The sequence below is a fragment of the Enterobacter sp. RHBSTW-00318 genome, from assembly GCF_014101375.1.
Classification (GTDB): Bacteria; Pseudomonadota; Gammaproteobacteria; order Enterobacterales; family Enterobacteriaceae; genus Enterobacter; species Enterobacter ludwigii.
In genome coordinates this window covers 5082437-5103476 of sequence record NZ_JABXQH010000001.1, presented here as the reverse complement: position 1 = coordinate 5103476, position 21040 = coordinate 5082437, and the positions used below count along the sequence as shown (strand labels likewise).

Annotated in this window: 20 protein-coding genes; 11 read left to right on the top strand and 9 right to left on the bottom strand. The window is 55.0% G+C overall.

From position 1 onward, the window contains the following. Positions 1–11 precede the first annotated feature (11 nt). Together HV157_RS25155 and HV157_RS25150 are read left to right on the top strand one after the other, a co-directional pair. Entirely contained in the window at positions 12–968 is a 957-nt protein-coding gene (locus tag HV157_RS25155; protein WP_182269112.1) for an AraC family transcriptional regulator, read from the top strand. Between the two features lie 362 nt (positions 969–1330). Beyond that, complete coding sequence (locus HV157_RS25150) at positions 1331–3016, top strand: alpha,alpha-trehalase (RefSeq protein ID WP_182269111.1); 1686 nt, start codon at positions 1331–1333, stop codon at positions 3014–3016. A 72-nt stretch (positions 3017–3088) separates the two neighbouring features. On the opposite strand, the gene HV157_RS25145 is transcribed toward HV157_RS25150, so the two are convergent. Beyond that, on the bottom strand, positions 3089–5191 hold the full coding sequence (locus HV157_RS25145; RefSeq protein ID WP_182269110.1) for a TonB-dependent siderophore receptor: 2103 nt from the start codon (positions 5189–5191) through the stop codon (positions 3089–3091). Positions 5192–5302: 111 nt separating this feature from the next. Then, positions 5303–5557, bottom strand: coding sequence for a GlsB/YeaQ/YmgE family stress response membrane protein (locus HV157_RS25140; protein WP_010432765.1), 255 nt, complete (start codon positions 5555–5557; stop codon positions 5303–5305). A gap of 207 nt (positions 5558–5764) precedes the next feature. Between HV157_RS25140 and HV157_RS25135 the strand changes: the two genes are divergently transcribed. Further along, the gene (locus tag HV157_RS25135; RefSeq protein ID WP_020883443.1) at positions 5765–6496 is read left to right on the top strand and encodes a flagellar brake protein; all 732 of its coding nucleotides are present in this window, start codon (positions 5765–5767) and stop codon (positions 6494–6496) included. 37 nt (positions 6497–6533) lie between these two features. On the opposite strand, the gene emtA is transcribed toward HV157_RS25135, so the two are convergent. Continuing rightward, positions 6534–7145 carry a membrane-bound lytic murein transglycosylase EmtA gene (emtA, locus tag HV157_RS25130; RefSeq protein WP_014170571.1) on the bottom strand — a complete coding sequence of 204 codons (612 nt, stop codon included), beginning with the start codon at positions 7143–7145 and terminating at the stop codon, positions 6534–6536. A gap of 107 nt (positions 7146–7252) precedes the next feature. On the opposite strand from emtA, the gene ldcA reads away from it, so the two are divergent. Together ldcA and HV157_RS25120 are read left to right on the top strand one after the other, a co-directional pair. Next, on the top strand, positions 7253–8167 hold the full coding sequence (gene ldcA, locus HV157_RS25125) for a muramoyltetrapeptide carboxypeptidase (RefSeq protein WP_182269109.1): 915 nt from the start codon (positions 7253–7255) through the stop codon (positions 8165–8167). 96 nt (positions 8168–8263) lie between these two features. Then, a complete protein-coding gene (locus tag HV157_RS25120) occupies positions 8264–9997 on the top strand; it encodes a potassium/proton antiporter (protein ID WP_014170573.1) in 1734 nt (577 codons plus the stop codon). 60 nt (positions 9998–10057) lie between these two features. On the opposite strand, the gene dadX is transcribed toward HV157_RS25120, so the two are convergent. Both dadX and HV157_RS25110 read right to left on the bottom strand, forming a co-directional pair. After that, a complete protein-coding gene (gene dadX, locus HV157_RS25115; protein WP_040017760.1) occupies positions 10058–11128 on the bottom strand; it encodes a catabolic alanine racemase DadX in 1071 nt (356 codons plus the stop codon). Between the two features lie 9 nt (positions 11129–11137). Further along, the gene (locus tag HV157_RS25110; protein ID WP_020883441.1) at positions 11138–12436 is read right to left on the bottom strand and encodes a D-amino acid dehydrogenase; all 1299 of its coding nucleotides are present in this window, start codon (positions 12434–12436) and stop codon (positions 11138–11140) included. A 321-nt stretch (positions 12437–12757) separates the two neighbouring features. Between HV157_RS25110 and HV157_RS25105 the strand changes: the two genes are divergently transcribed. Continuing rightward, positions 12758–14290, top strand: coding sequence for a SpoVR family protein (locus HV157_RS25105; protein WP_182269108.1), 1533 nt, complete (start codon positions 12758–12760; stop codon positions 14288–14290). Positions 14291–14357: 67 nt separating this feature from the next. On the opposite strand, the gene fadR is transcribed toward HV157_RS25105, so the two are convergent. Beyond that, the gene (gene fadR, locus HV157_RS25100) at positions 14358–15077 is read right to left on the bottom strand and encodes a fatty acid metabolism transcriptional regulator FadR (protein ID WP_025203875.1); all 720 of its coding nucleotides are present in this window, start codon (positions 15075–15077) and stop codon (positions 14358–14360) included. A 201-nt stretch (positions 15078–15278) separates the two neighbouring features. Here fadR and nhaB point away from each other — a divergent pair, with 201 nt between their 5' ends. Both nhaB and dsbB read left to right on the top strand, forming a co-directional pair. Next, a complete protein-coding gene (gene nhaB / locus HV157_RS25095; protein WP_182269107.1) occupies positions 15279–16817 on the top strand; it encodes a Na(+)/H(+) antiporter NhaB in 1539 nt (512 codons plus the stop codon). Between the two features lie 143 nt (positions 16818–16960). Beyond that, a complete protein-coding gene (gene dsbB, locus HV157_RS25090; protein WP_182269106.1) occupies positions 16961–17491 on the top strand; it encodes a disulfide bond formation protein DsbB in 531 nt (176 codons plus the stop codon). A gap of 27 nt (positions 17492–17518) precedes the next feature. On the opposite strand, the gene HV157_RS25085 is transcribed toward dsbB, so the two are convergent. From HV157_RS25085 to HV157_RS25075, 3 genes are all read right to left on the bottom strand, one after another. Then, positions 17519–17962 (bottom strand): YcgN family cysteine cluster protein, encoded by a 444-nt coding sequence (locus HV157_RS25085; protein ID WP_020883436.1) that lies wholly within the window; start codon positions 17960–17962, stop codon positions 17519–17521. 93 nt (positions 17963–18055) lie between these two features. Continuing rightward, positions 18056–18715, bottom strand: a complete 660-nt coding sequence (locus tag HV157_RS25080; protein WP_020883435.1) for a fumarylacetoacetate hydrolase family protein — start codon at positions 18713–18715, stop codon at positions 18056–18058. A 47-nt stretch (positions 18716–18762) separates the two neighbouring features. Then, a complete protein-coding gene (locus HV157_RS25075; protein WP_020883434.1) occupies positions 18763–19038 on the bottom strand; it encodes a YcgL domain-containing protein in 276 nt (91 codons plus the stop codon). 124 nt (positions 19039–19162) lie between these two features. Between HV157_RS25075 and minC the strand changes: the two genes are divergently transcribed. From minC to minE, 3 genes are read left to right on the top strand one after another with little or no spacing between them, the layout of a single operon-like run. Then, positions 19163–19870, top strand: a complete 708-nt coding sequence (minC, locus tag HV157_RS25070; RefSeq protein ID WP_047356846.1) for a septum site-determining protein MinC — start codon at positions 19163–19165, stop codon at positions 19868–19870. Between the two features lie 23 nt (positions 19871–19893). Next, positions 19894–20706, top strand: coding sequence for a septum site-determining protein MinD (gene minD, locus HV157_RS25065; protein ID WP_014170584.1), 813 nt, complete (start codon positions 19894–19896; stop codon positions 20704–20706). 3 nt (positions 20707–20709) lie between these two features. Further along, a complete protein-coding gene (minE, locus tag HV157_RS25060; protein ID WP_008500504.1) occupies positions 20710–20979 on the top strand; it encodes a cell division topological specificity factor MinE in 270 nt (89 codons plus the stop codon). Positions 20980–21040: the final 61 nt, after the last annotated feature.

Below are 21040 nucleotides of genomic sequence, written 5' to 3'. Positions count from 1 at the left end.
GGAGTTGCGTCATGACCGCTCAGTCACCCGATTTGATCAGCGAACTTTTGCGCGGCATGCGCCTGTCGGGCGTGAAATACCGTCGAATTGAGGCCAGCGCGCCGTTTGGCGTGGCGTTTCATCAGGCGCCCGGCAAAGCCCAGTTCCATTTTGTCAGCCACGGCAGCGCCCTTTTGCGTATGGAGAGTGGCGCCACCTTCACGCTGAATGGCGGCGACGCCCTTTTTATCCCGAACGGCAACGCCCATGCCCTGCTCTCTGACGAGCACGCCAGCATTACCCCGGTCAGTGCATTCCCCAGCGAGCCTATCTGCGGTTCGGTCTGTGCGATCACCTGTGAGCCGTGTCCGGAAAGCGAGAACACCATCATCTTCAGTGGATGCATGGATTTTGAACTGGGCGGGATGCAGCCGCTGATCAAGGCGATGCCGGAAGTGATGATGGTGAGCCGGCTGATGTCCACATGGCCGGAAATTCATCCGCTGCTGGCAGCGATGGAGCGGGAATCAATGACCCGCCAGGCCGGTTTCGCCGGGATCCTCGCGCGACTTGCCGACGTGGTGGCCGCGTTGATCGTGCGTGGCTGGGTTGAAGGAGGCTGCGGCAAAGCTACCGGCTGGGTGCAGGTATTGCGCGACCCGCGTTTGAGCCGGGCCATTTACGCCATGCATCAGCAGCCAGGCCTGAACTGGAGCGTGGCGGATCTGGCGAAAGAAGCGGGCACTTCCCGCTCCGTGTTTGCTGAACGTTTTCTGGCGGCCACGGGAACCACACCGGCAAAATATCTCAGCGAACTGAGGATGCGGCTGGCCATTCAGTACATCCGCCACGAAAATCAGCCCATTGAAACCGTCGCGTTGCGTCTGGGGTACGGTTCACTGGCCGCGTTCAGTCGGGCATTTAAGCGCATTATTGGGCATGCGCCGGGCACGTTGCGCGAGACCAACCAGACCCCGGAAGAGGTCTGAGCCAGGCGTTAGCGCTGCGTATTTTTTGCCAGTCGCCTTTCGCGATTTAATTATGGGGCGTGCTAAGGGAGCACCTTGCGCTATTACGGAATAAAAGAGCATTCCGCGCATATTATTATCGCGCCATGATTTGCGCCCATTGATTAAATTAAAAGCAATATAATTATTTATCATAAAAAAGAATTATCTTTCATCGAGATAGCAAATTCTCCCAATCCCTTCCGGCGCATAACCAGACGGTAAATTGTCTGGTTATGCGCAAAATGGGATATTCGACACGCGAAGCGGCCAATATTCGTCTAAGGTTTTCAGGTGATTGATAACAGCGGCAACGCTGCTCAGCGAATACAGGAGATGAACCGATGATAAGACCTCGTACACTACGCCCTGCTCTTTTGCACCTGGCTTTGGGCGGCGCGTTACTCGGTGTGACAACATGGGGTTATGCGGAAGAACACCTCACCACCCAGACAAGCTCCCCCGATATTTTACTTGGTCCTCTCTTTAATGATGTGCAAAGTGCCAAACTGTTTCCCGATCAAAAGACCTTTGCTGACGCCGTGCCGAAAAGCGATCCGCTGATGATTCTGGCGGATTATCGGATGCAGCGCACCCAGTCTGGCTTCGATCTGAAGCACTTTGTGGAAATGAACTTTACGCTGCCAGCGGAGGGTGAAAAATACGTCCCGCCTGCCGGGCAAACTTTACGTGCACACATTGATGACCTCTGGCCCGTACTGACCCGCACCACCGATAAAGCGAGTAATAAGTGGGATTCCCTTCTGCCGCTGCCTAAACCCTATGTCGTGCCTGGTGGACGTTTTCGCGAGGTCTACTACTGGGACAGTTATTTCACCATGTTAGGGCTGGCTGAGAGTGGCCACTGGGACAAAATCAGCGATATGGTGGACAACTTCGCTTACGAGCTGGACAGCTGGGGACATATCCCGAACGGCAACCGCAGCTACTACCTGAGCCGCTCCCAGCCTCCGTTCTTCGCGCTGATGGTCGAGTTGCTGGCGACCCATGACAGCGATGCGCTGAAGAAATACCGTCCGCAAATGGAGAAAGAGTACGCCTACTGGATGGAGGGTGCCGACACGCTGCAGGCCGGACAAGCCAACAAACGTGTGGTGAAGCTGGACGATGGCTCAGTGCTCAACCGCTACTGGGATGACCGCGATACGCCGCGTCCTGAATCCTGGCTCGACGATATGACCACCGCTAAAAGCAATCCTAACCGACCGGCCACGGAGATCTACCGCGATTTACGCTCAGCGGCCGCCTCGGGGTGGGACTTTAGCTCCCGCTGGATGGACGATCCGCAAAAACTCGGCACGATCCGCACCACCAGCATTGTGCCTGTCGATCTTAACGCCCTGATGTTTAAGATGGAAAAATTGCTGGCCAGGGCAAGCCAGGCATCCGGCGATACCTCCGCTGCCAGCAAGTATGACGCGCTGGCGACCGCGCGTCAGAAAGCGATCGAGAGCCATCTGTGGAATGATAAAGAGGGCTGGTACGCGGATTACGATCTTAAGAGCAAAAAGGTGCGTAATCAGCTTACGGCAGCCGCACTTTATCCGCTCTATGTGAAGGCGGCTTCGCAGGATCGCGCTGATAAGGTCGCTGCAGCGGCATCGTCACGCCTGCTCAAACCGGGCGGCATTTCCACCACCACCATCAACAGCGGCCAGCAGTGGGATGCACCTAACGGCTGGGCACCGCTGCAATGGGTGGCGACGGAAGGGTTGCAGAATTACGGGCAGGATAAGGTGGCAATGGATGTGACCTGGCGCTTCCTGAAAAATGTTCAGCATACCTATGACCGCGAACAGAAGCTGGTAGAGAAGTACGACGTTTCGAGTACCGGTACAGGGGGCGGCGGCGGTGAATATCCGCTGCAGGATGGCTTCGGCTGGAGTAACGGCGTGACGCTGAAAATGCTGGATCTGGTCTGTCCGAAAGAGAAACCGTGTGACAGCGTGCCGGAGAATCAGCCGGCGGCAAACGATGCTGCCGCGCCGGCGAAAAGTACGGCGCAATAAAGCGGCCTCATTCCCTCACCCTCTCCCACCTGGAGAGGGTGAATGGGCCGTCTTACGGGGTTTAACAGGGCGTCAGAAGCTGTAGCTCGCGCCTAACTGATAGGTTCGGTCACGTCCAATCCAGCAGTTGGTCGCATCGTAACAGGTCAACGTCTCTTTATTGGTGATGTTCTGCGCGCTCGCTTTCAGGGTCAGCCCTTCAAGCGAAGGCAGAATTTCGCCCATCCGATAGGATGCCGCCAGATCGTACTGCGTGGTGCCACCGAGTTTACCCGCGTCGTTCGCCGGTGAAATCTCCATCGGCCCGGTGTAGCGCGCCCCGGCCCCCAGCATCAATCCTTTCAGTGGCGTATTCTCAAAGGTGTAATCCCCCCACACGTTGAATGCATTTTCCGGCACCTGCGTAGGGCGTTTGCCCTGATACTTATCGTCCTGCGTATTGATGGCGTGGGTGTACGCGTAGTTGGCCATCAGGTTCAGATTGTCTGTCGGACGGCCAATCACAGACAACTCCGCCCCTTTAGACTCCACTTCGCCGGTCTGACGATAGTTCAGGAAGCCGGGATCGGAGGTGACGACATTCTTCTGGCGAATACTAAACACTGAGGCGGTAAAGGTGGTGGCGTACTCTGCCAGCAGATATTTCACCCCGCCCTCCACCTGCTTGCTGGTGGTCGGCTTGACCTCTTTCGCCGTCAGGGTTCCCTGCGGCGAGACCGGGGCAAACCCTTCTGAATAGCTGATAAACGGAGAGAGACCGTTGTCGAAGGCGTAGAGCGCGCCCAGTCGTTTGGTAACACGATCCTGCGATACCCACGCCTTGTCGCCGTTATGCAGATAATCGGTGGTGACGGAGCGATAATCATCATAGCGCAGGCTGCCCAACAGATTTAAGCCGCCAAACTCCACCTGATCCTGCAGGTAATACCCATTCTGCTGATAGCTCAGACGGTTTTTCTGCGCGGTATACAGCCCCAGCGCATCCTCATGGACCTGTGAATAGTCCGGATTGCGCATATCAATCCCCGGTGTTGCCGAGGCATAGCGGTAGTGGAAGTGGGAATTCAGCTTCTGGTAGTCAAACCCGGCCAGCAGATGGTGTTTCCACTCACCCAGCGCAACGGTTTTGGTCACCTGATTATCAATGTTGACGCTCCGGAGATCTTCATCCGTGGTGTAGGCAAAGCGGTTAAGCTGATTGACTTCACTGCCCGGCCCGGTTGCATAAATACTGCGCTGGTGGGTATCGATGTCAAAATAGCGCGCCTTCTGGTTAAAGCCCCAGCCGCTGTCAAACTCATGTTCAAAGCTGTAACCCAGCATCCACTGGCGCTGTTTAAACCCGCTCCATTCGTCGCCGGCATAATCCCGCTTGCCCGCATATTTCGAACGCAGCCAGGCGAGCGGCAGCGGGTTAGACGGCGTCAGGCTTGGGGAGTTTTGCGCCAGCGCATCAAGGGTGAGACGCGTTTTGTTGTCCGGTTGCCAGGTGACAGACGGCGCAACCAGGTAGTTTTCATACCGGGAGGTGTGCGGCTGATCGTCACTTTCCGTCGCTTTCCCCAGCAGACGGTAGTTCCAGTCGCTATCGGCAATTTGCCCGGTCGAATCCAGATACCCCTCTTTCAGATTACGGTTGCCGGTGTTAAAGCCCAGTTCGGTCCGGGCGGCTTGTTGCGGTTTTTTACTCTGAATATTCACCAGCCCACCCGGCGAGGCTCCGCCGTACAGTACCGATGAGGGACCTTTGAGGATATCAACGCTTTCAACCAACAGCGGATCGATGCGGGCTTTGGTATTGCCGGTGACGTTATAGGGTAACTGCAGCCCGTTGTAGAACTCCTGATCGACGGTAAATCCGCGAATTTTATATTCGCTCATGTAGGAGGTGTTTCCGCGCACCTCGGTCGACACACCCGGTGCATAGCGCAGGATCTCATTCACGGAGTTCGCGTGACGCTTATCGATTTCCTGTGCCGACAGGGTATTGATCACCTGCGGGGTTTTACTCTCGGCAACGGCTGATTTGGTTGCGCTGTTCGTCCAGTCGGGCAGTACGCTGCCCTGCTCTGAGCCCGTGACTACGATGGTTGATTCTTCGGCAAACGCCTGTACCTGCAATGCCAGCGTCACGGCTCCTGCCAACGCGCATAACGTGAAACGAGAGGGGTTCATAAAGTCGTCTTGTGATTAAATGTAATCAGGAACGACAATTATTATCATTTCGATTAGCAAATCAATATGCACGTAAAAAAACGGCCCTCCTTGAGAGCCGTTTTAGTGAAGTTATGCCCGTCGCAGTAACCTGAAAATGCCCAGCACCACAATGGCACCCACGACAGCCACCAGGAAACTGTGCAGGTCAAAACCGCTGATGCTGCCACCAAAGCCAAACATCGTCGCCAGCCAGCCGCCTACAACCGCCCCCACGACACCGAGCACACACGTCAGTATGAAGCCGCCGCCATCATTTCCCGGCATGATAAGTTTAGCGATAGCGCCAGCAATTAGACCAAAGATAATCCAGGCGATAATACCCATAGCGATGCCCTCTTGCAGGTTTAATGCATGCGCAGAAAACCTTCTGCGCAGGTAACTTAAGTATAGGTCATCCCTGGAAAACTAATTTCATCTCACCGACTTATCTTCTCTGCAATCTGAAAAAAAACTCATCGGTTTGTATTAAGTTTCATTGTGCAGTGCCGATAACGCAAAGACAGTCTGTCATCTATCAAGGAGCCATCCGGCGTGAGTAATTACAGTGAGCAGTTCCTCAAGCAAAATCCGCTGGCTGTATTAGGAGTATTGCGTGACCTGCAAAAAGGTGAAGTGCCGCTGCGCATCAGCTGGTCAAACAATCAGTTCATCAGCAAGATCCTCGACGTCTCGCAGGAGCGACTGGTTATCGATCTGGGCAGTCAGGAGTATGAAAACCGCGCCGCACTGAAAGCAGAGAAACTCGCGGTGATGGCAGAGACCCACGGTGCAAAAGTGGAATTTGTGCTCCCGCGCCTCGAAATGAGCGAATACCAGGGTCTTCCCGCGTTTGTCACACCACTGCCTGCCAACCTGTGGTTTGTGCAGCGCCGGGAATATTTCCGCATCAGCGCCCCCCTTCACCCTGCCTATTTTTGTAAGGCTAAAATGCCGGACAAAAAAGAGCTCCGCTTCCGCCTCTTCGACCTGTCGCTGGGCGGTATGGGCGCGCTGATGGATACGCCGAAACCTGACGGACTGGTCGAAGGCATGCGATTCTCGCAAATTGAACTGGATATGGCCGGCTGGGGACGGTTTTATTTTGATGCCCAGTTGATTGCCATCAGCGAGCGTAAGGTGGTGGACAGCAAAAACGAAACGATTACCACGCCACGTCTGAGTTTCCGCTTTCTGAACGTCGGACCCGGTTCAGAGCGCGAACTGCAGCGCATTATCTTTGCACTGGAGCGCGAAGCACGGGAACGTGCGAATAAAGTTCTGTGAGGAAAACGGGCAGCGTGACCGCCGCCCGCCTGCGGCATTACATGGCATCCATCGCTTTCTGTACTTTCCAGATGTAACGCGGAGCCTGTGGTGCCGGATGATTTTTCGCCACATGTTCAACGAATTCATCTTTGTCCATGCCGTTAATCTCTTCTATCGCCTCTTTACGGTCAGAGGAGAAGGTTCGCAACAGCGCCCCGGCCCCGTTGACGTAAGAGACCACCAGCGCGTATTGCATCACTTCCGGGTCGTCGATGCCCTTCAGTACGCCATGCTCCAGAATGCTGAGATAGGCTGTCCCCATGGAGATATTACGCTCCGGGTTCTTCAGCTCGCTGGTCGACGGCTGACCGCTCCAGCCCATGTAGCGGTAGACCTCTTTACCTGCGGTAGACGCTTTAAGCTGCATCAGCCCCACTGCGTTTGATTTGCTGACAAGCGTGGGATTACCGCCGGATTCAACGGCAATGATCGCGGTGATAAGACGCGGACTGACGCCCCATGCCTTCCCGGCTTGCTCGCTGATCGGCATCCACTGCATGGCCCGTTTCACCGGCACTTCCGGGTTCCAGGGCGGATTTTGATAGTCATGTCTGGAACTACAGCCCGCAAGCAACACAATCAAAAAAGCAAACCATCTCAATTTCACGTCATCTATCCTTATAGCCGGTCATCGCAGTGCGCCGCCCCTTGAAGCGGGCAGCGTATAAGCGGCATGATATAGACAATTAGTTTCTCATTCAGCAAGGAATTGCCATGTCTCAGTTTCATCTTATCGCACCGTCGGGCTACTGCATCAATCAGGACGCGGCACAACGGGGCGTTCAGCGCTTACTGGGCTTCGGCCACCAGGTAGAAAATCAGACGATTATCCCTCGCCGCCAGCAGCGTTTTGCCGGAACCGAGGCCCAGAGACTGAATGATATCAACAGCCTGGTGAACCTGAAGGGTGAGGATCGGATCGTGCTTGCGGTGCGGGGGGGCTATGGCGCGAGCCGGTTACTGGAGAGCATTGACTGGCAAGGTCTGGCACAGCGTCAACAGAAGGACCCGCTGCTGATATGCGGCCACAGCGACTTCACGGTGATCCAGCTTGGGCTGCTGGCGCTGCATAACGTCATTACCTTCAGCGGCCCGATGCTGGCCGGAAATTTTGGTGCGCCGGCGCTCGATGCGTTTACCCTTGAGCATTTCTGGCGTGCCCTGCGAAACCCAACCTACAGCATAACGTGGCAAGGCCAGGGGCCGCACTGGGCCTGTGAAGGCCAACTCTGGGGTGGTAACCTGGCAATGCTGGTCTCGCTCATCGGTACGCCGTGGCTGCCGGACATCGAAGACGGTATTCTGGTGCTGGAAGATATTAACGAACATCCGTTCCGCGTCGAGCGCATGTTATTGCAGCTTTATCATGCCGGGATCCTTGAACGTCAGTCAGCAATCGTGCTGGGCAGTTTTAGCGGTGCGGCACCCAATGATTACGACGCCGGTTACTCCCTTGAAACGATGGTTGATTTCATCCGTTCCCGTCTCGATATCCCGGTTATCACCGGTCTGGATTTTGGCCATGAGCAACAAACCGTAACCCTTGCGCTGGGGGCACATGCGTCCCTGATACATGATGATTCAGGCAGTCGGTTAACAATAAGCGGTCATCCGGTCATAAAGGCATAAAAAAGCCGTTAAACCCCTTAATAAAACGCTGTTGCCGTGGTTAATATGTTAGGGTTTTAGTAACAGCGTTAACATTGAGGTGGGAGTAAGACAACATTGGATGCCGCAGCGATAATCAGCCTTTTCATTCTGGGTTCTGTGCTTGTAACCTGTAGTATATTATTAAGTTCATTTTCATCGCGTCTCGGCATACCTATTCTCGTTATTTTCCTTGCTATCGGCATGCTGGCTGGCATCGATGGCATCGGCGGTATTCCTTTCGATAACTACCCTTTCGCCTACATGGTGAGTAACCTCGCGCTGGCAGTGATCCTGCTGGACGGCGGGATGCGCACTCAGGCGAGCTCGTTCCGCGTCGCCTTAGGGCCGGCGCTGTCGCTCGCGACCGTAGGCGTATTAATCACATCCGGCCTGACCGGGATGATGGCCGCCTGGCTGTTCCATCTCAATATCATGGAAGGCTTGCTGATTGGCGCTATTGTCGGTTCAACCGATGCGGCGGCGGTCTTTTCCCTGCTTGGCGGTAAAGGGCTTAACGAACGTGTTGGCTCCACGCTTGAGATTGAATCCGGCAGTAACGATCCCATGGCAGTGTTTCTCACCATCACGCTGATTGAGATGATCCAGCAGCACGAAAGCGGGCTGAGCTGGATGTTTGCCTGGCATATCCTGCAGCAGTTTGGTCTGGGGATTATTCTTGGCCTCGGCGGCGGCTATCTGCTGCAGCAGATGATCAACCGGATTTCACTTCCCGCCGGGCTTTACCCTCTGCTGGCGCTGAGCGGCGGCATTCTGATTTTTGCCGTCACCACCGCGCTGGATGGCAGCGGCATTCTTGCCGTCTACCTCTGCGGCTTCCTGATGGGTAACCGCCCTATTCGCAACCGTCACGCCATTTTGCAGAACTTCGACGGACTGGCCTGGCTGGCGCAGATTGGCATGTTCCTGGTGCTTGGCCTGCTGGTTACCCCTTCAGACCTGCTGCCTATCGCCGTGCCGGCGCTGATGCTGTCGGCGTGGATGATCTTCTTCGCCCGTCCACTGTCGGTGTTTGCAGGCCTGCTGCCGTTTCGCGGCTTTAACCTGCGCGAGCGTATCTTTATCAGTTGGGTGGGTCTGCGCGGCGCGGTGCCGATTATCCTTGCCGTGTTCCCGATGATGGCGGGCCTGGATAACGCCCGGCTGTTCTTCAACGTCGCATTCTTCGTTGTTTTGATTTCACTCCTGTTCCAGGGCACGTCACTCGGCTGGGCGGCGAAAAAGGCAAAAGTGGTGATCCCCCCCGTTGGCTGGCCCGTCTCCCGCGTCGGATTGGATATTCATCCGGAAAACCCGTGGGAACAGTTTGTGTATCAGCTTAGCGAAGACAAATGGTGCGTGGGCGCGTCGCTGCGCGATCTGCATATGCCCGCCGAAACGCGGATTGCCGCGTTGTTCCGCGACAATGTTCTGCTTCACCCTACCGGCAGCACCCGTCTGCGTGAAGGGGATATTTTGTGCGTGATTGGCCGCGAGCGCGACCTGCCCGCGCTGGGTAAATTGTTCAGCCAGTCGCCACCGGTGGCGCTGGATCAGCGTTTCTTCGGCGATTTTATTCTGGAAGCGAGCGCCAAATTTGCAGATGTTGCCTTGATTTACGGTCTGGATGAAGGGCTGGAGTATCGCGATAAGCAGCAAACGCTGGGGGAAATTATCCAGCAACTGCTTGGCGCAGCACCCGTTGTCGGTGACCAGGTCGAGTTTGCCGGGATGATCTGGACGGTGGCCGAGAAAGAAGATAACGCGGTACGCAAAGTCGGCGTAAGGCCGATGGAAGAAGAGTCAGAGTAGTTTAGGTTTCGTGTCTTACTGGCCGGGGAAGGCGTTATCGCCCCCCGGCACATCGCATAGTTACACCGTCACAACCGGTACGCGCGGCGCCAGAGCGCACATCAGCTCATAGCCAACGGTCCCTGCAGCAGCGGCCACATCGTCAATTTTAATTTCATTTCCCCACAGCTCAACCGGTGAACCAATCCCCGCCTGCGGGCACGGCGTGAGGTCTACCGCCAGCATATCCATTGAAACCGTCCCCACGGTACCCGTGCGAACGCCATCCACCCACACCGGCGTGCCGGTCGGAGCGATACGCGGGTAGCCGTCGGCATAGCCTCCCGCCACAATGCCAATTCGCTGTTCGCCTGTCGCCCGGTAACGGCTGCCGTAGCCCACCGTGGAACCGGCCTTCAGCGTTTGTACGCCGATGATTTCGCTGCGCAGGGTCATCACCGGTTTCAGGCCGCTGTTAGCAATATCCTGCCACTGCCCTGACGGTGACGCGCCGTACAGAATGATCCCCGGGCGTACCCAGCTGTAGTGCGCCTCCGGGTGCCACAGCGTGGCCGCCGAGTTAGAGAGCGAGCGCGAACACGCCAGACCTTCAGCCGCCTGCTCAATCCGCACCATCGCCTCGGCGATGCCATCGGGTTTTTCCGCGTCGGCAAAGTGCGCCATCAGCGTCATTTCGCCCACATTCCTGATGCCGCGCAGCTGTTGCCATACCGTATGTACCCGCTCGGGCTGGAAGCCCAGGCGGTTCATGCCGCTGTTCACCTTGAGATAAATGTCGAGCGGAGCATGCAGTCTGGCGTCCTGCAGGGCTTTAACCTGCCAGTTGCTGTGAATGCTGGTGGTCAGCCGGTACTTATCCAGCAACGGCAGATCGTCGGCATGGAAGAACCCTTCCAGCAATAAGATAGGGCCTTTCCAGCCGCGCTCGCGCAGCAAAATGGCCTCTTCCAGATTCAGTAACGCAAAACCGTCGGTCGCGCTGAGCGCGCTCCAGATGCGGTCAATACCGTGGCCGTAGGCGTTCGCTTTCACCACCGACCAGACGCGTGAACCTGGCGCAGCACGGCGAACAATCTGCAGGTTATCCTTCAGGGCCTGCAAGTCCAGCTGAGCCAGAACAGGACGGGACATGACAACTCCTTAGTTATGCGCGCCGTGCAGGTGCTGTGGACGCGAGGGGGTGAACCCAGATTGATAGCGCGCGGCACTTAAATCGTCAAACGGAATTGCCGGGGTGCGACCGGAAATCAAGTCGCTCAACAGCTGACCTGAGCCACAGGCCATTGTCCAGCCGAGGGTGCCGTGTCCGGTATTCGTCCACAGGTTTTTGAACGGGGTGCGGCCCACAATCGGCGTGCCGTCTGGCGTCATTGGACGCAGACCGGTCCAGAACGTGGCCTGCTCGACAAAACCGCCGCGCGGGAAGAGATCGCCCACGACCATCTCCAGCGTTTCACGACGCGGCTGCAGCAGCTCGGTGTTGAAGCCGACAATCTCCGCCATGCCGCCTACGCGGATACGGTTGTCGAAACGGGTAATGGCGATTTTGTAGGTTTCATCCAGAATGGTGGAGACGGGTGCACCGCTGTCCTCTTTCACCGGGATGGTCAGGGAGTAACCCTTCAGCGGATAGACCGGAATGTCCAGAATGCCCTTCAGCATGGCGGTGGAGTAAGAGCCAAAGGCCATGACGTAGGCATCCGCTTTGATCACCTCTTCGCCGCACTTCACGCCGTAAATATTACCGCCTTCCGACAGCAATTTATCGACGGGCGTGTTAAAGCGGAATGTTACCCCTGCCTGCTCGCACATCTGCGCCAGACGCTGGGTAAAGAGCTGACAGTCGCCGGTTTCATCGTTGGGTAAACGCAGGCCGCCCGTCAGTTTGTGGGACACCTCCGCCAGCGCCGGTTCAACCTGTCCCAGCTGACTGGCCTCGAGGAGTTGGTACGGAACACCGGCATCTTCCAGCACGGCGATATCGCGGGTGGCGTTTTCGTACTGTTGCGCCGTGCGGAACAGCTGCAGCGTACCGCCCTGACGGCCTTCGTACTCGATGCCGGTGGTGGCGCGCAAGGTTTTCAGGCAGTCACGGCTGTATTCCGCCAGACGCACCATACGCCCTTTGTTTTCCATGTAATGGCGGGTGTCGCAGTTGCGCAGCATCTGCCACATCCACTTAAGCTGGAACTGCGTGCCGTCGAGGCTAATGGCCAGCGGCGCATGGCGCTGGAACATCCATTTAATCGCCTTCAGTGGCACGCCGGGAGCCGCCCACGGAGCCGCATAGCCCGGAGAGATTTGCCCGGCATTCGCCGCGCTGGTTTCCAGCGCAGGGCCTGGCTCACGATCGATAACGGTTACGTCATGCCCCGCCTGACTTAAATACCAGGCGCTGGTTACGCCAACCACACCACTTCCCAGTATGACAACACGCATAGCCACTCCATAATGTGCAAAAGAACAATCTTCTAATTACAGATTGATAACCTAGTTGAAAATATTATTCAACATACGACTTTTTTATGGTGACTTATCTCACATCTTCCCCTACTGGCGGGGAAAGGACTTATTTGGGATCTCCTGCTGCGCGTTATTTTTAACCAGCATAAAACTCTGCATGAACCGCTTTTTTTACCGTATTGAAAACGGGAAATCGTAAAGAAAAAATTTCTGCTCCAGCACGCTTTTTAACACGTTGATCTATGCTTGAAAGGAGGCTCTCCAGACAGAGAGAGCACCCACAACGAGGGCGCGCTAATGGCTACTATTGATTCCCTGAACAAGGACAACACACGTCTCAGCGATGGACCCGACTGGACCTTTGAGTTGCTGGATGTCTACCTCGCTGAAATCGACCGGGTAGCAAAACTCTATCGCCTGGATACCTATCCTCACCAGATTGAAGTCATAACCTCTGAACAGATGATGGATGCCTATTCCAGCGTCGGGATGCCGATCAATTATCCGCACTGGTCGTTTGGTAAGAAATTTATTGAAACGGAACGGCTGTATAAACACGGCCAGCAGGGGCTGGCGTATGAAATCGTCATCAACTCCAACCCGTGTATCGCTTACCTGATGGAAGAGAACACCATTACCATGCAGGCGCTGGTGATGGCGCATGCCTGCTACGGGCACAACTCTTTCTTCAAGAATAACTATCTTTTCCGCAGCTGGACGGACGCCAGCTCGATCGTCGATTACCTGATCTTCGCCCGTAAATACATTACCGACTGCGAAGAGCGCTACGGCGTCGATGAAGTGGAGAAACTGCTCGACTCCTGCCATGCGCTGATGAACTACGGCGTAGACCGCTACAAACGACCGCAGAAAATTTCCCTGCAGGAGGAGAAAGCCCGGCAGAAAAGCCGCGAGGAGTATCTGCAAAGCCAGGTGAATATGCTGTGGCGCACCTTGCCTAAGCGTGAAGAAGAGAAAGCTGTCGCTGAGGCGCGCCGCTACCCGTCTGAGCCACAGGAAAACCTGCTCTACTTTATGGAGAAGAACGCACCGCTGCTGGAGTCATGGCAGCGTGAGATCCTGCGCATTGTGCGTAAGGTCAGCCAGTACTTCTATCCGCAAAAACAGACGCAGGTGATGAACGAAGGCTGGGCGACATTCTGGCATTACACCATCCTCAACCATCTGTATGACGAGGGGAAAGTCACCGAGCGGTTTATGATGGAATTCCTCCACAGCCATACCAACGTGGTGTTCCAGCCGCCTTACAACAGCCCGTGGTACAGCGGCATCAACCCGTATGCCCTCGGCTTTGCGATGTTCCAGGACATCAAACGTATCTGCCAGTCGCCAACGGAAGAGGACAAATACTGGTTCCCGGATATTGCCGGTTCGGAGTGGCTGGAAACGCTGCATTTTGCGATGCGCGATTTCAAGGATGAGAGCTTTATTAGCCAGTTTATGTCGCCGAAGATCATGCGCGATTTCCGCTTCTTCACCGTGCTGGATGATGACCGTAACAATTTCCTGGAAATTTCAGCGATTCATAACGAAGAAGGATACCGGGAGATCCGCTCTCGCCTCTCTTCCCAGTATAACCTGAGCAATCTTGAACCCAATATTCAGGTATGGAATGTGGATCTCCGCGGTGACCGCTCTCTGACGCTGCGCTACATCCCGCACAACCGTGCCCCGCTAGATAAAGGGCGTAAAGAGGTGCTGAAGCATGTGCATCGTCTGTGGGGCTTTGACGTGCTGCTGGAGCAGCAGAATGAAGACGGTAGCGTGGAGCTGCTGGAGCGCTGCCCGACGCGGATGAATACGCTGTAGTGCCGGCCTGAACCGAAACGCCCGCGTCAGGGCGAAAAAAAACCTCTCAGCTGAGAGGTTTTTTCTTTTAGCGGGTCTGGATGGCCAGGTCACCCGGCAGTGTTTTTTGCATCCGGTGCCAGATTTCACCGGAGTCGCGACCGTAGCGGCGCACGGTTTCATACACCTGATCGTGCTGACCGGTGGAACAGAGCTCGCTCAGCTTGTGGTAAAAACCCAGCGCCAGACTGCGGGCTTCCGGATTGGCAAAGTAGTGACGGCCGATACGGGTATAAAGCCCTTTCATGCCGTTAAGGATGAGGCCGTAAATCGGGTTACCGGAGGCAAACGCCAGGCCGCGGAAGATGTTGTAATCGAGGGTAGCAAACGCATCCGCATGATCTTCCACCTGGTTGGCACTGGCCAGAACCTGGAGCGCATCTTCCGGGTGCTGACGGAAAGCCGTACGAATAAAGATGGTGGCGATATTGGTACGCACGGAGAGCAGATTATCAATCAGCTGCGGCACGCTTTCATGATCGAGGCGCGCCAGCGTTTCAAGAATATTCAGCCCGGAGGTTTCCCAGAAATTGTTTACTTTTGTTGGCTTGCCATGCTGAATCGTCAACCACCCATCACGCGCCAGTCGCTGGAGCACTTCCCGAAGCGTGGTGCGAGTGACGCCAATCAGTTCAGAGAGTTCGCGTTCAGCCGGAAGAATGGACCCTGCAGGGAAACGATTATTCCAGATGCTTTCAATGATGTACTCTTCCGCGAAACCCGCCGGGCTCTGCGCCTTAATGACCATAGTGAGATTTCCATTACACAGCTTTAGCAAATTGCACTCATCATACCAGAGGCTCGCAGAGGCAGATAGCGCAGCAGTGAGAGAAAAGAGGGATCGCCGTTTCATTTTTATGAAATTTACATTGCAGCCGAATCCCCCTCCAGGCCGTGATTTTTGCGTATACTGATGTTTTGTTTTACTTCACGGGGAAGAACGTCTGTCGTGGAAATTTCTTTTGGGCGCGCGTTATGGCGCAATTTTTTAGGCCAGTCTCCCGACTGGTACAAGCTGATACTTCTGGTGTTCCTGGTTGTTAATCCTCTCATCTTTATTGTGCACCCGTTTATTGCCGGGTGGCTGCTGGTCGCGGAGTTTATCTTCACCCTGGCCATGGCGCTGAAGTGCTATCCCCTGCTGCCTGGCGGTTTGCTGGCCATTGAAGCGGTTGTCATTGGGATGACCAGCGCCGAGCATGTAAAAGCTGAACTGGCCTCAAACCTTGAAGTGCTTCTGCTGCTGATGTTTATGGTGGCCGGCATCTACTTTATGAAACAGCTGCTGCTGTTTATTTTTACCCGCCTGCTGCTGAGCATTCCTTCAAAAACGCTTTTGTCGCTGGCTTTCTGCGTGGCTGCGGCATTTCTTTCAGCCTTCCTGGATGCGCTGACGGTGGTCGCCGTGGTGATAAGCGTCGCGGTCGGGTTTTATGGTATTTATCACCGGGTGGCCTCTTCACGTCCCGGCGATGACCTGCTTGATGACAGCCAGGTCGATAATGACCACCGCGAGGTGCTGGAACAGTTCCGCGCCTTCCTGCGCAGCCTGATGATGCATGCCGGCGTCGGGACCGCCCTGGGCGGCGTGATGACGATGGTGGGTGAACCGCAAAACCTGATTATTGCTAAAGCTGCGGGCTGGCATTTCGATGATTTCTTCCTGCGAATGGCACCGGTGAGCATACCGGTTCTGGTGTGCGGTCTGGCGACCTGTGTGGTGGTGGAGAAATTCAGCCTCTTTGGCTATGGTGCGCATATTCCGGCGCCCGTGCGTCAGGAGCTGCAGAAATTCGACCAACAAAGCCGTAGCCAGCGGACACGGCAGGAGACGCTGCGTCTTATTGCACAGGGCGTCATTGGCGTCTGGCTTATCGCCGCGCTGGCGTTTCATCTTGCCGAAGTCGGTTTAATTGGCCTGTCGGTGATTATTCTCGCCACCAGTTTTACCGGCGTGACGGATGAGCATGCGATTGGCAAAGCGTTTACGGAAGCCCTGCCCTTTACCGCCCTGCTGGCCGTCTTTTTTGCGGTCGTCGCGGTGATCATCGACCAGAAACTTTTCGCGCCGATCATTACCTTTGTCTTGCAGGCGGCACCGGATGCTCAGCTTTCGCTGTTTTATCTGTTTAACGGGCTGCTGTCGTCTATCTCGGATAACGTGTTTGTTGGCACGGTCTACATCAACGAGGCCAAAACGGCCATGGAGCAAGGCGTCATCAGCGCCGGACAGTTCGAACTGCTGGCGGTGGCAATTAACACCGGGACCAACCTGCCGTCGGTGGCGACGCCCAACGGTCAGGCGGCGTTCCTGTTCCTGCTGACCTCTGCGCTGGCTCCACTCATACGTCTTTCTTATGGGCGAATGGTCTGGATGGCGCTTCCCTATACGCTGGTGCTCACGCTTGTAGGATTGCTTTGCGTCAAAATTACCCTTATTCCCTGTACGCAATGGTTGATACAAGCGGGTATACTTGCCGCGCAGTAAACCTGATATATCGGGCAGCTTGCTGCCCGTTTACCTTTTCGCACGATAAACATCCAATTACGTTTTATTTCGTCAGGTACAGGTGGCGCGAAAAACGAATTCGTTTACACTGCGCTTTCTAAGCATGTTCCAGGGAAATGATTATGTTGAGATTTTTAAACCAGTGCTCTCGCGGTCGCGGAACGTGGTTGTTAATGGCCCTGACCGCCTTTGCGCTGGAAATGGTCGCGCTGTGGTTCCAGCATGTGATGGGACTTCAGCCTTGCGTACTCTGTATTTACGAACGCTGTGCATTGTTCGGCATTATGGGTGCGGGTCTGGTGGGTGCGATTGCCCCTAAATCGCCGTTACGCTATGCCGCAATTGCCATCTGGCTGTACAGCGCCTGGAAAGGTATTGAGCTCTCCTGGCAGCACACCATGATGCAACTGCATCCGTCCCCCTTTATGACCTGCGATTTCGCCGCCCGCTTCCCGAGCTGGCTGCCGCTTGATAAGTGGCTGCCGCAGGTGTTTGTTGCTTCCGGTGACTGCTCTGTGCGCCAGTGGGAATTCCTGAGCCTTGAGATGCCGCAGTGGCTGGTGGGGATTTTTGTGGCCTACTTCATTGTGGCGCTGCTGGTGCTCATCGCACAGCCGTTCAAACCCAAGAAACGCGACCTGTTTGGCAGGTAAAAAAAACCCGCCTCGGCGGGTTTTTTCTTATCCACGGTTGGGATGATTCATGATGTGATCTTCCCAGTCCTGCACCTCTGACTCTTTCACCGCAATATGACGCACAGAGATGCGTTCACCGTGCATCGCCGCTTTGGAGCCCGTCAGCAGTGGGTGCCATTTTGGCAGGTCTTTGCCTTCCGCCAGCAGACGATAGGCGCAGGTATGAGGCAGCCATTCGAAGGTGGGCAGGTTCTCACGGGTTAGCTTGATGCAATCCGGCTCGTACTCGAAGCGACGCTCATAGTTGCGACACTGGCAGGTTTTGATGTTCAGCTGCTTGCAGGCAACGTTGGTGAAATAGATTTCGTCCGAATCTTCATCCATCAGTTTATGCAGGCAGCACTGCCCGCAACCGTCACACAACGATTCCCACTCCACGTCTGTCATTTGGTCGAGAGTTTTGCTTTGCCAGAAAGGAATGTTGTTCATCAGGATGTCCACACGTCAAAAGAGAGCGCACCTTATAACGAGTCTGGCACGTTGTTGCAAGTTTTGCCGCCCTCATCAGGCGGCAAGATGCTTTTACAGCACGCGAGTTTTCAGTGACAGGCCGTTAAAACTGACGTCCAGTTCGTCACCGGCCTGCAGCGGGCCGACACCTTCTGGCGTACCGGTGAGGATCACATCGCCCGGTTTCAGGGTAAAGAAGCGGCTCATGTAGGCAATCAGCGGCACAATTTTATGGATCATATCTGCCGTGGTGCCCTGCTGGCGGATCTCGCCGTTAACCTTCAGGCTGAGCGGGGTGTTCTGCGGATCGTCGGTAAATTCACTTACCGGAATAAAACCGGAGATCGGGCAAGCGTTATCAAACCCTTTGGCCTTTTCCCACGGCTGCCCCGCTTTCTTCATTTTGCCCTGAACATCACGCAGGGTCAGGTCGAGCGCGACACCGTATCCGGCAATCGCCTTTTGCACATGCTCTTCGGAGGCCTGACGCAGCGTCGCGCCAATCAGCACGGCCAGCTCCACTTCATGATGCACCGACCCCAACCCCTGCGGCAGCGCCAGCGGCTGGCGAATGTCGCACAGCGCGGTTTCTGGCTTGATGAACAGGACCGGCTCGTCTGGCGTCGCGCTGCCCATCTCCTGAATATGTTTGGCATAGTTACTGCCTACGCAGACCACTTTGCTGACGGGATAATCCAGTAATGCACCTTGCCAGTTATGATGTTGATACATGTACGACCCCTAAACGGTTGATGTGTTAACCCCGAAAACAGCCGGGACTATTTTTTCCCGTTCACCTCAAGATGCTGTTTTAATAAATTCTCGGGTGGTGGCGGGAGTTGTAAATAATAGCCTTGCTCCGCTAATGCGGTTTTCACTTTTTCCAGATCGGCGTTGACCAGTTTCTTACGGCCATCCAGCGGCAGCAGCATCGCCAGCTGAGGTCGGCCAAAATTCTTCATTAATTCTTCAGGTACGCGCGAAAAATCGTCTTTCTTTTCGACATAAAGATAGGTCTGGTCACGACTTGTACTTCTGTAGATCACACAAAACATGTTTTTACTCTGAATTAATGGGTGGTTGCTTGCCTCAATATACTCCTGACTATAACATGCCTGATACTCTTCGGAATATCGCAACGGCGGTGTTGCGGTTAATAGCAAATTGAGTAAGGCCAGGATGTCAAACACGCCAATCGAGCTTAAAGGCAGTAGCTTCACCTTATCAGTGGTACATTTGCATGATGCAAAACCCGAGGTTATTCGTCAGGCGTTAGAAGACAAAATTGCGCAGGCTCCCGCTTTTCTGAAACATGCCCCCGTCGTCGTGAATGTCAGTGGTCTGGATGCACCGGTTAACTGGAAACTTCTCCAGCAAGCCGTGGCCGCGACCGGGCTGCGTATCGTCGGTATCAGCGGCTGCAAAGATGCTGAGCTAAAAGCAGAAATTGACCGTGCGGGTCTGCCCATTCTGACCGAAGGCAAAGAAAAAGCCGCGCGTTCTGCCCCTGCGGCAGTCCAAACGCCCCCTCCTCCGGTGCAAAACGTTACACCTGTCACAAAAACGCGATTGATTGATGTGCCGGTTCGTTCCGGTCAGCGCATTTATGCACCAAACTGTGATCTGATTGTTACAAGCCACGTCAGCGCTGGCGCAGAGCTGATTGCAGATGGCAATATTCACGTATACGGTATGATGCGTGGGCGTGCGCTCGCGGGTGCAAGTGGTGACAGGGATGCGCAAATATTTTGTACTCATCTGACGGCGGAACTGGTGTCCATCGCAGGTGAATATTGGCTGAGCGACAAGATCCCAGCCGAATTTTATGGCAAAGCGGCTCGTCTGCGACTGGCAGACGACGCGTTGACCGTTCAACCGTTGAATTGATCCCTTTTTAACAAGGAATTTCTATGGCACGCATTATTGTTGTTACTTCGGGTAAAGGAGGCGTTGGCAAGACCACCTCCAGCGCGGCCATCGCTACTGGTTTGGCCCAGAAGGGAAAGAAAACCGTCGTTATCGATTTCGATATCGGTCTGCGTAACCTCGACCTGATCATGGGATGTGAACGTCGCGTGGTCTATGACTTCGTGAACGTCATTCAGGGCGACGCCACACTGAACCAGGCGCTGATTAAAGACAAGCGCACCGAAAACCTCTACATCCTTCCGGCTTCTCAGACGCGTGATAAAGACGCCCTGACCCGTGAAGGCGTGGAAAAGGTGCTCGACGAGCTGAAAAAAATGGAGTTTGACTTCGTTGTCTGTGACTCCCCTGCCGGCATCGAAACGGGCGCCCTGATGGCACTCTACTTCGCTGATGAAGCCATCATCACCACCAACCCTGAAGTCTCATCCGTGCGTGACTCAGACCGTATTCTGGGGATCCTCGCCTCCAAATCGCGTCGTGCGGAAAATGGCGAAGAACCCATTAAAGAGCACCTGCTGCTGACCCGCTATAACCCGGGTCGCGTGAACAAAGGTGACATGCTTAGCATGGAAGACGTGCTGGAGATCCTGCGCATCAAACTGGTCGGCGTGATCCCGGAAGATCAATCCGTATTGCGCGCCTCTAACCAGGGCGAGCCAGTGATCCTGGATACAATGGCAGATGCAGGTAAAGCGTACGCGGATACCGTTGACCGTCTGCTGGGAGAAGAACGTCCTTTCCGCTTCATTGAAGAAGAGAAGAAAGGTTTCCTCAAACGCCTGTTCGGAGGATAAGTTATGGCATTACTGGACTTTTTTCTCTCGCGGAAAAAGAACACCGCCAACATCGCAAAAGAACGACTGCAAATCATCGTTGCGGAGCGTCGTCGTAGTGACGCCGAGCCACACTACCTGCCGCAGCTGCGTAAGGACATCCTGGAAGTGATCTGTAAGTATGTGCAGATTGACCCGGAGATGGTCACGGTGCAGCTGGAGCAAAAAGACGGGGATATTTCGATTCTGGAGCTGAACGTTACGCTCCCGGAAGCCGAAGAGTCACGTCCGTAGTTCGGGATTGTGTATCCCCGGTAAGCGTATGCCGCCGGGGAAATGTGCCGGGCATGTCAGC

Excerpts from the sequence above, each read along its gene's own strand:
- HV157_RS25110 (WP_020883441.1), bottom strand. The coding sequence starts at position 12,436 with ATGCGTGTTGTCATACTGGGAAGTGGTGTGGTTGGCGTAACCAGCGCC.
- HV157_RS25155 (WP_182269112.1), top strand. The coding sequence starts at position 12 with ATGACCGCTCAGTCACCCGATTTGATCAGCGAACTTTTGCGCGGCATG.
- dsbB (WP_182269106.1), top strand. The coding sequence starts at position 16,961 with ATGTTGAGATTTTTAAACCAGTGCTCTCGCGGTCGCGGAACGTGGTTG.
- minD (WP_014170584.1), top strand. The coding sequence starts at position 19,894 with ATGGCACGCATTATTGTTGTTACTTCGGGTAAAGGAGGCGTTGGCAAG.
- ldcA (WP_182269109.1), top strand. The coding sequence starts at position 7,253 with ATGTCTCAGTTTCATCTTATCGCACCGTCGGGCTACTGCATCAATCAG.
- HV157_RS25075 (WP_020883434.1), bottom strand. The coding sequence starts at position 19,038 with ATGTTTTGTGTGATCTACAGAAGTACAAGTCGTGACCAGACCTATCTT.
- HV157_RS25140 (WP_010432765.1), bottom strand. The coding sequence starts at position 5,557 with ATGGGTATTATCGCCTGGATTATCTTTGGTCTAATTGCTGGCGCTATC.
- HV157_RS25150 (WP_182269111.1), top strand. The coding sequence starts at position 1,331 with ATGATAAGACCTCGTACACTACGCCCTGCTCTTTTGCACCTGGCTTTG.
- fadR (WP_025203875.1), bottom strand. The coding sequence starts at position 15,077 with ATGGTCATTAAGGCGCAGAGCCCGGCGGGTTTCGCGGAAGAGTACATC.
- HV157_RS25085 (WP_020883436.1), bottom strand. The coding sequence starts at position 17,962 with ATGAACAACATTCCTTTCTGGCAAAGCAAAACTCTCGACCAAATGACA.
- minE (WP_008500504.1), top strand. The coding sequence starts at position 20,710 with ATGGCATTACTGGACTTTTTTCTCTCGCGGAAAAAGAACACCGCCAAC.
- HV157_RS25105 (WP_182269108.1), top strand. The coding sequence starts at position 12,758 with ATGGCTACTATTGATTCCCTGAACAAGGACAACACACGTCTCAGCGAT.
- dadX (WP_040017760.1), bottom strand. The coding sequence starts at position 11,128 with ATGTCCCGTCCTGTTCTGGCTCAGCTGGACTTGCAGGCCCTGAAGGAT.
- minC (WP_047356846.1), top strand. The coding sequence starts at position 19,163 with ATGTCAAACACGCCAATCGAGCTTAAAGGCAGTAGCTTCACCTTATCA.
- HV157_RS25145 (WP_182269110.1), bottom strand. The coding sequence starts at position 5,191 with ATGAACCCCTCTCGTTTCACGTTATGCGCGTTGGCAGGAGCCGTGACG.
- HV157_RS25080 (WP_020883435.1), bottom strand. The coding sequence starts at position 18,715 with ATGTATCAACATCATAACTGGCAAGGTGCATTACTGGATTATCCCGTC.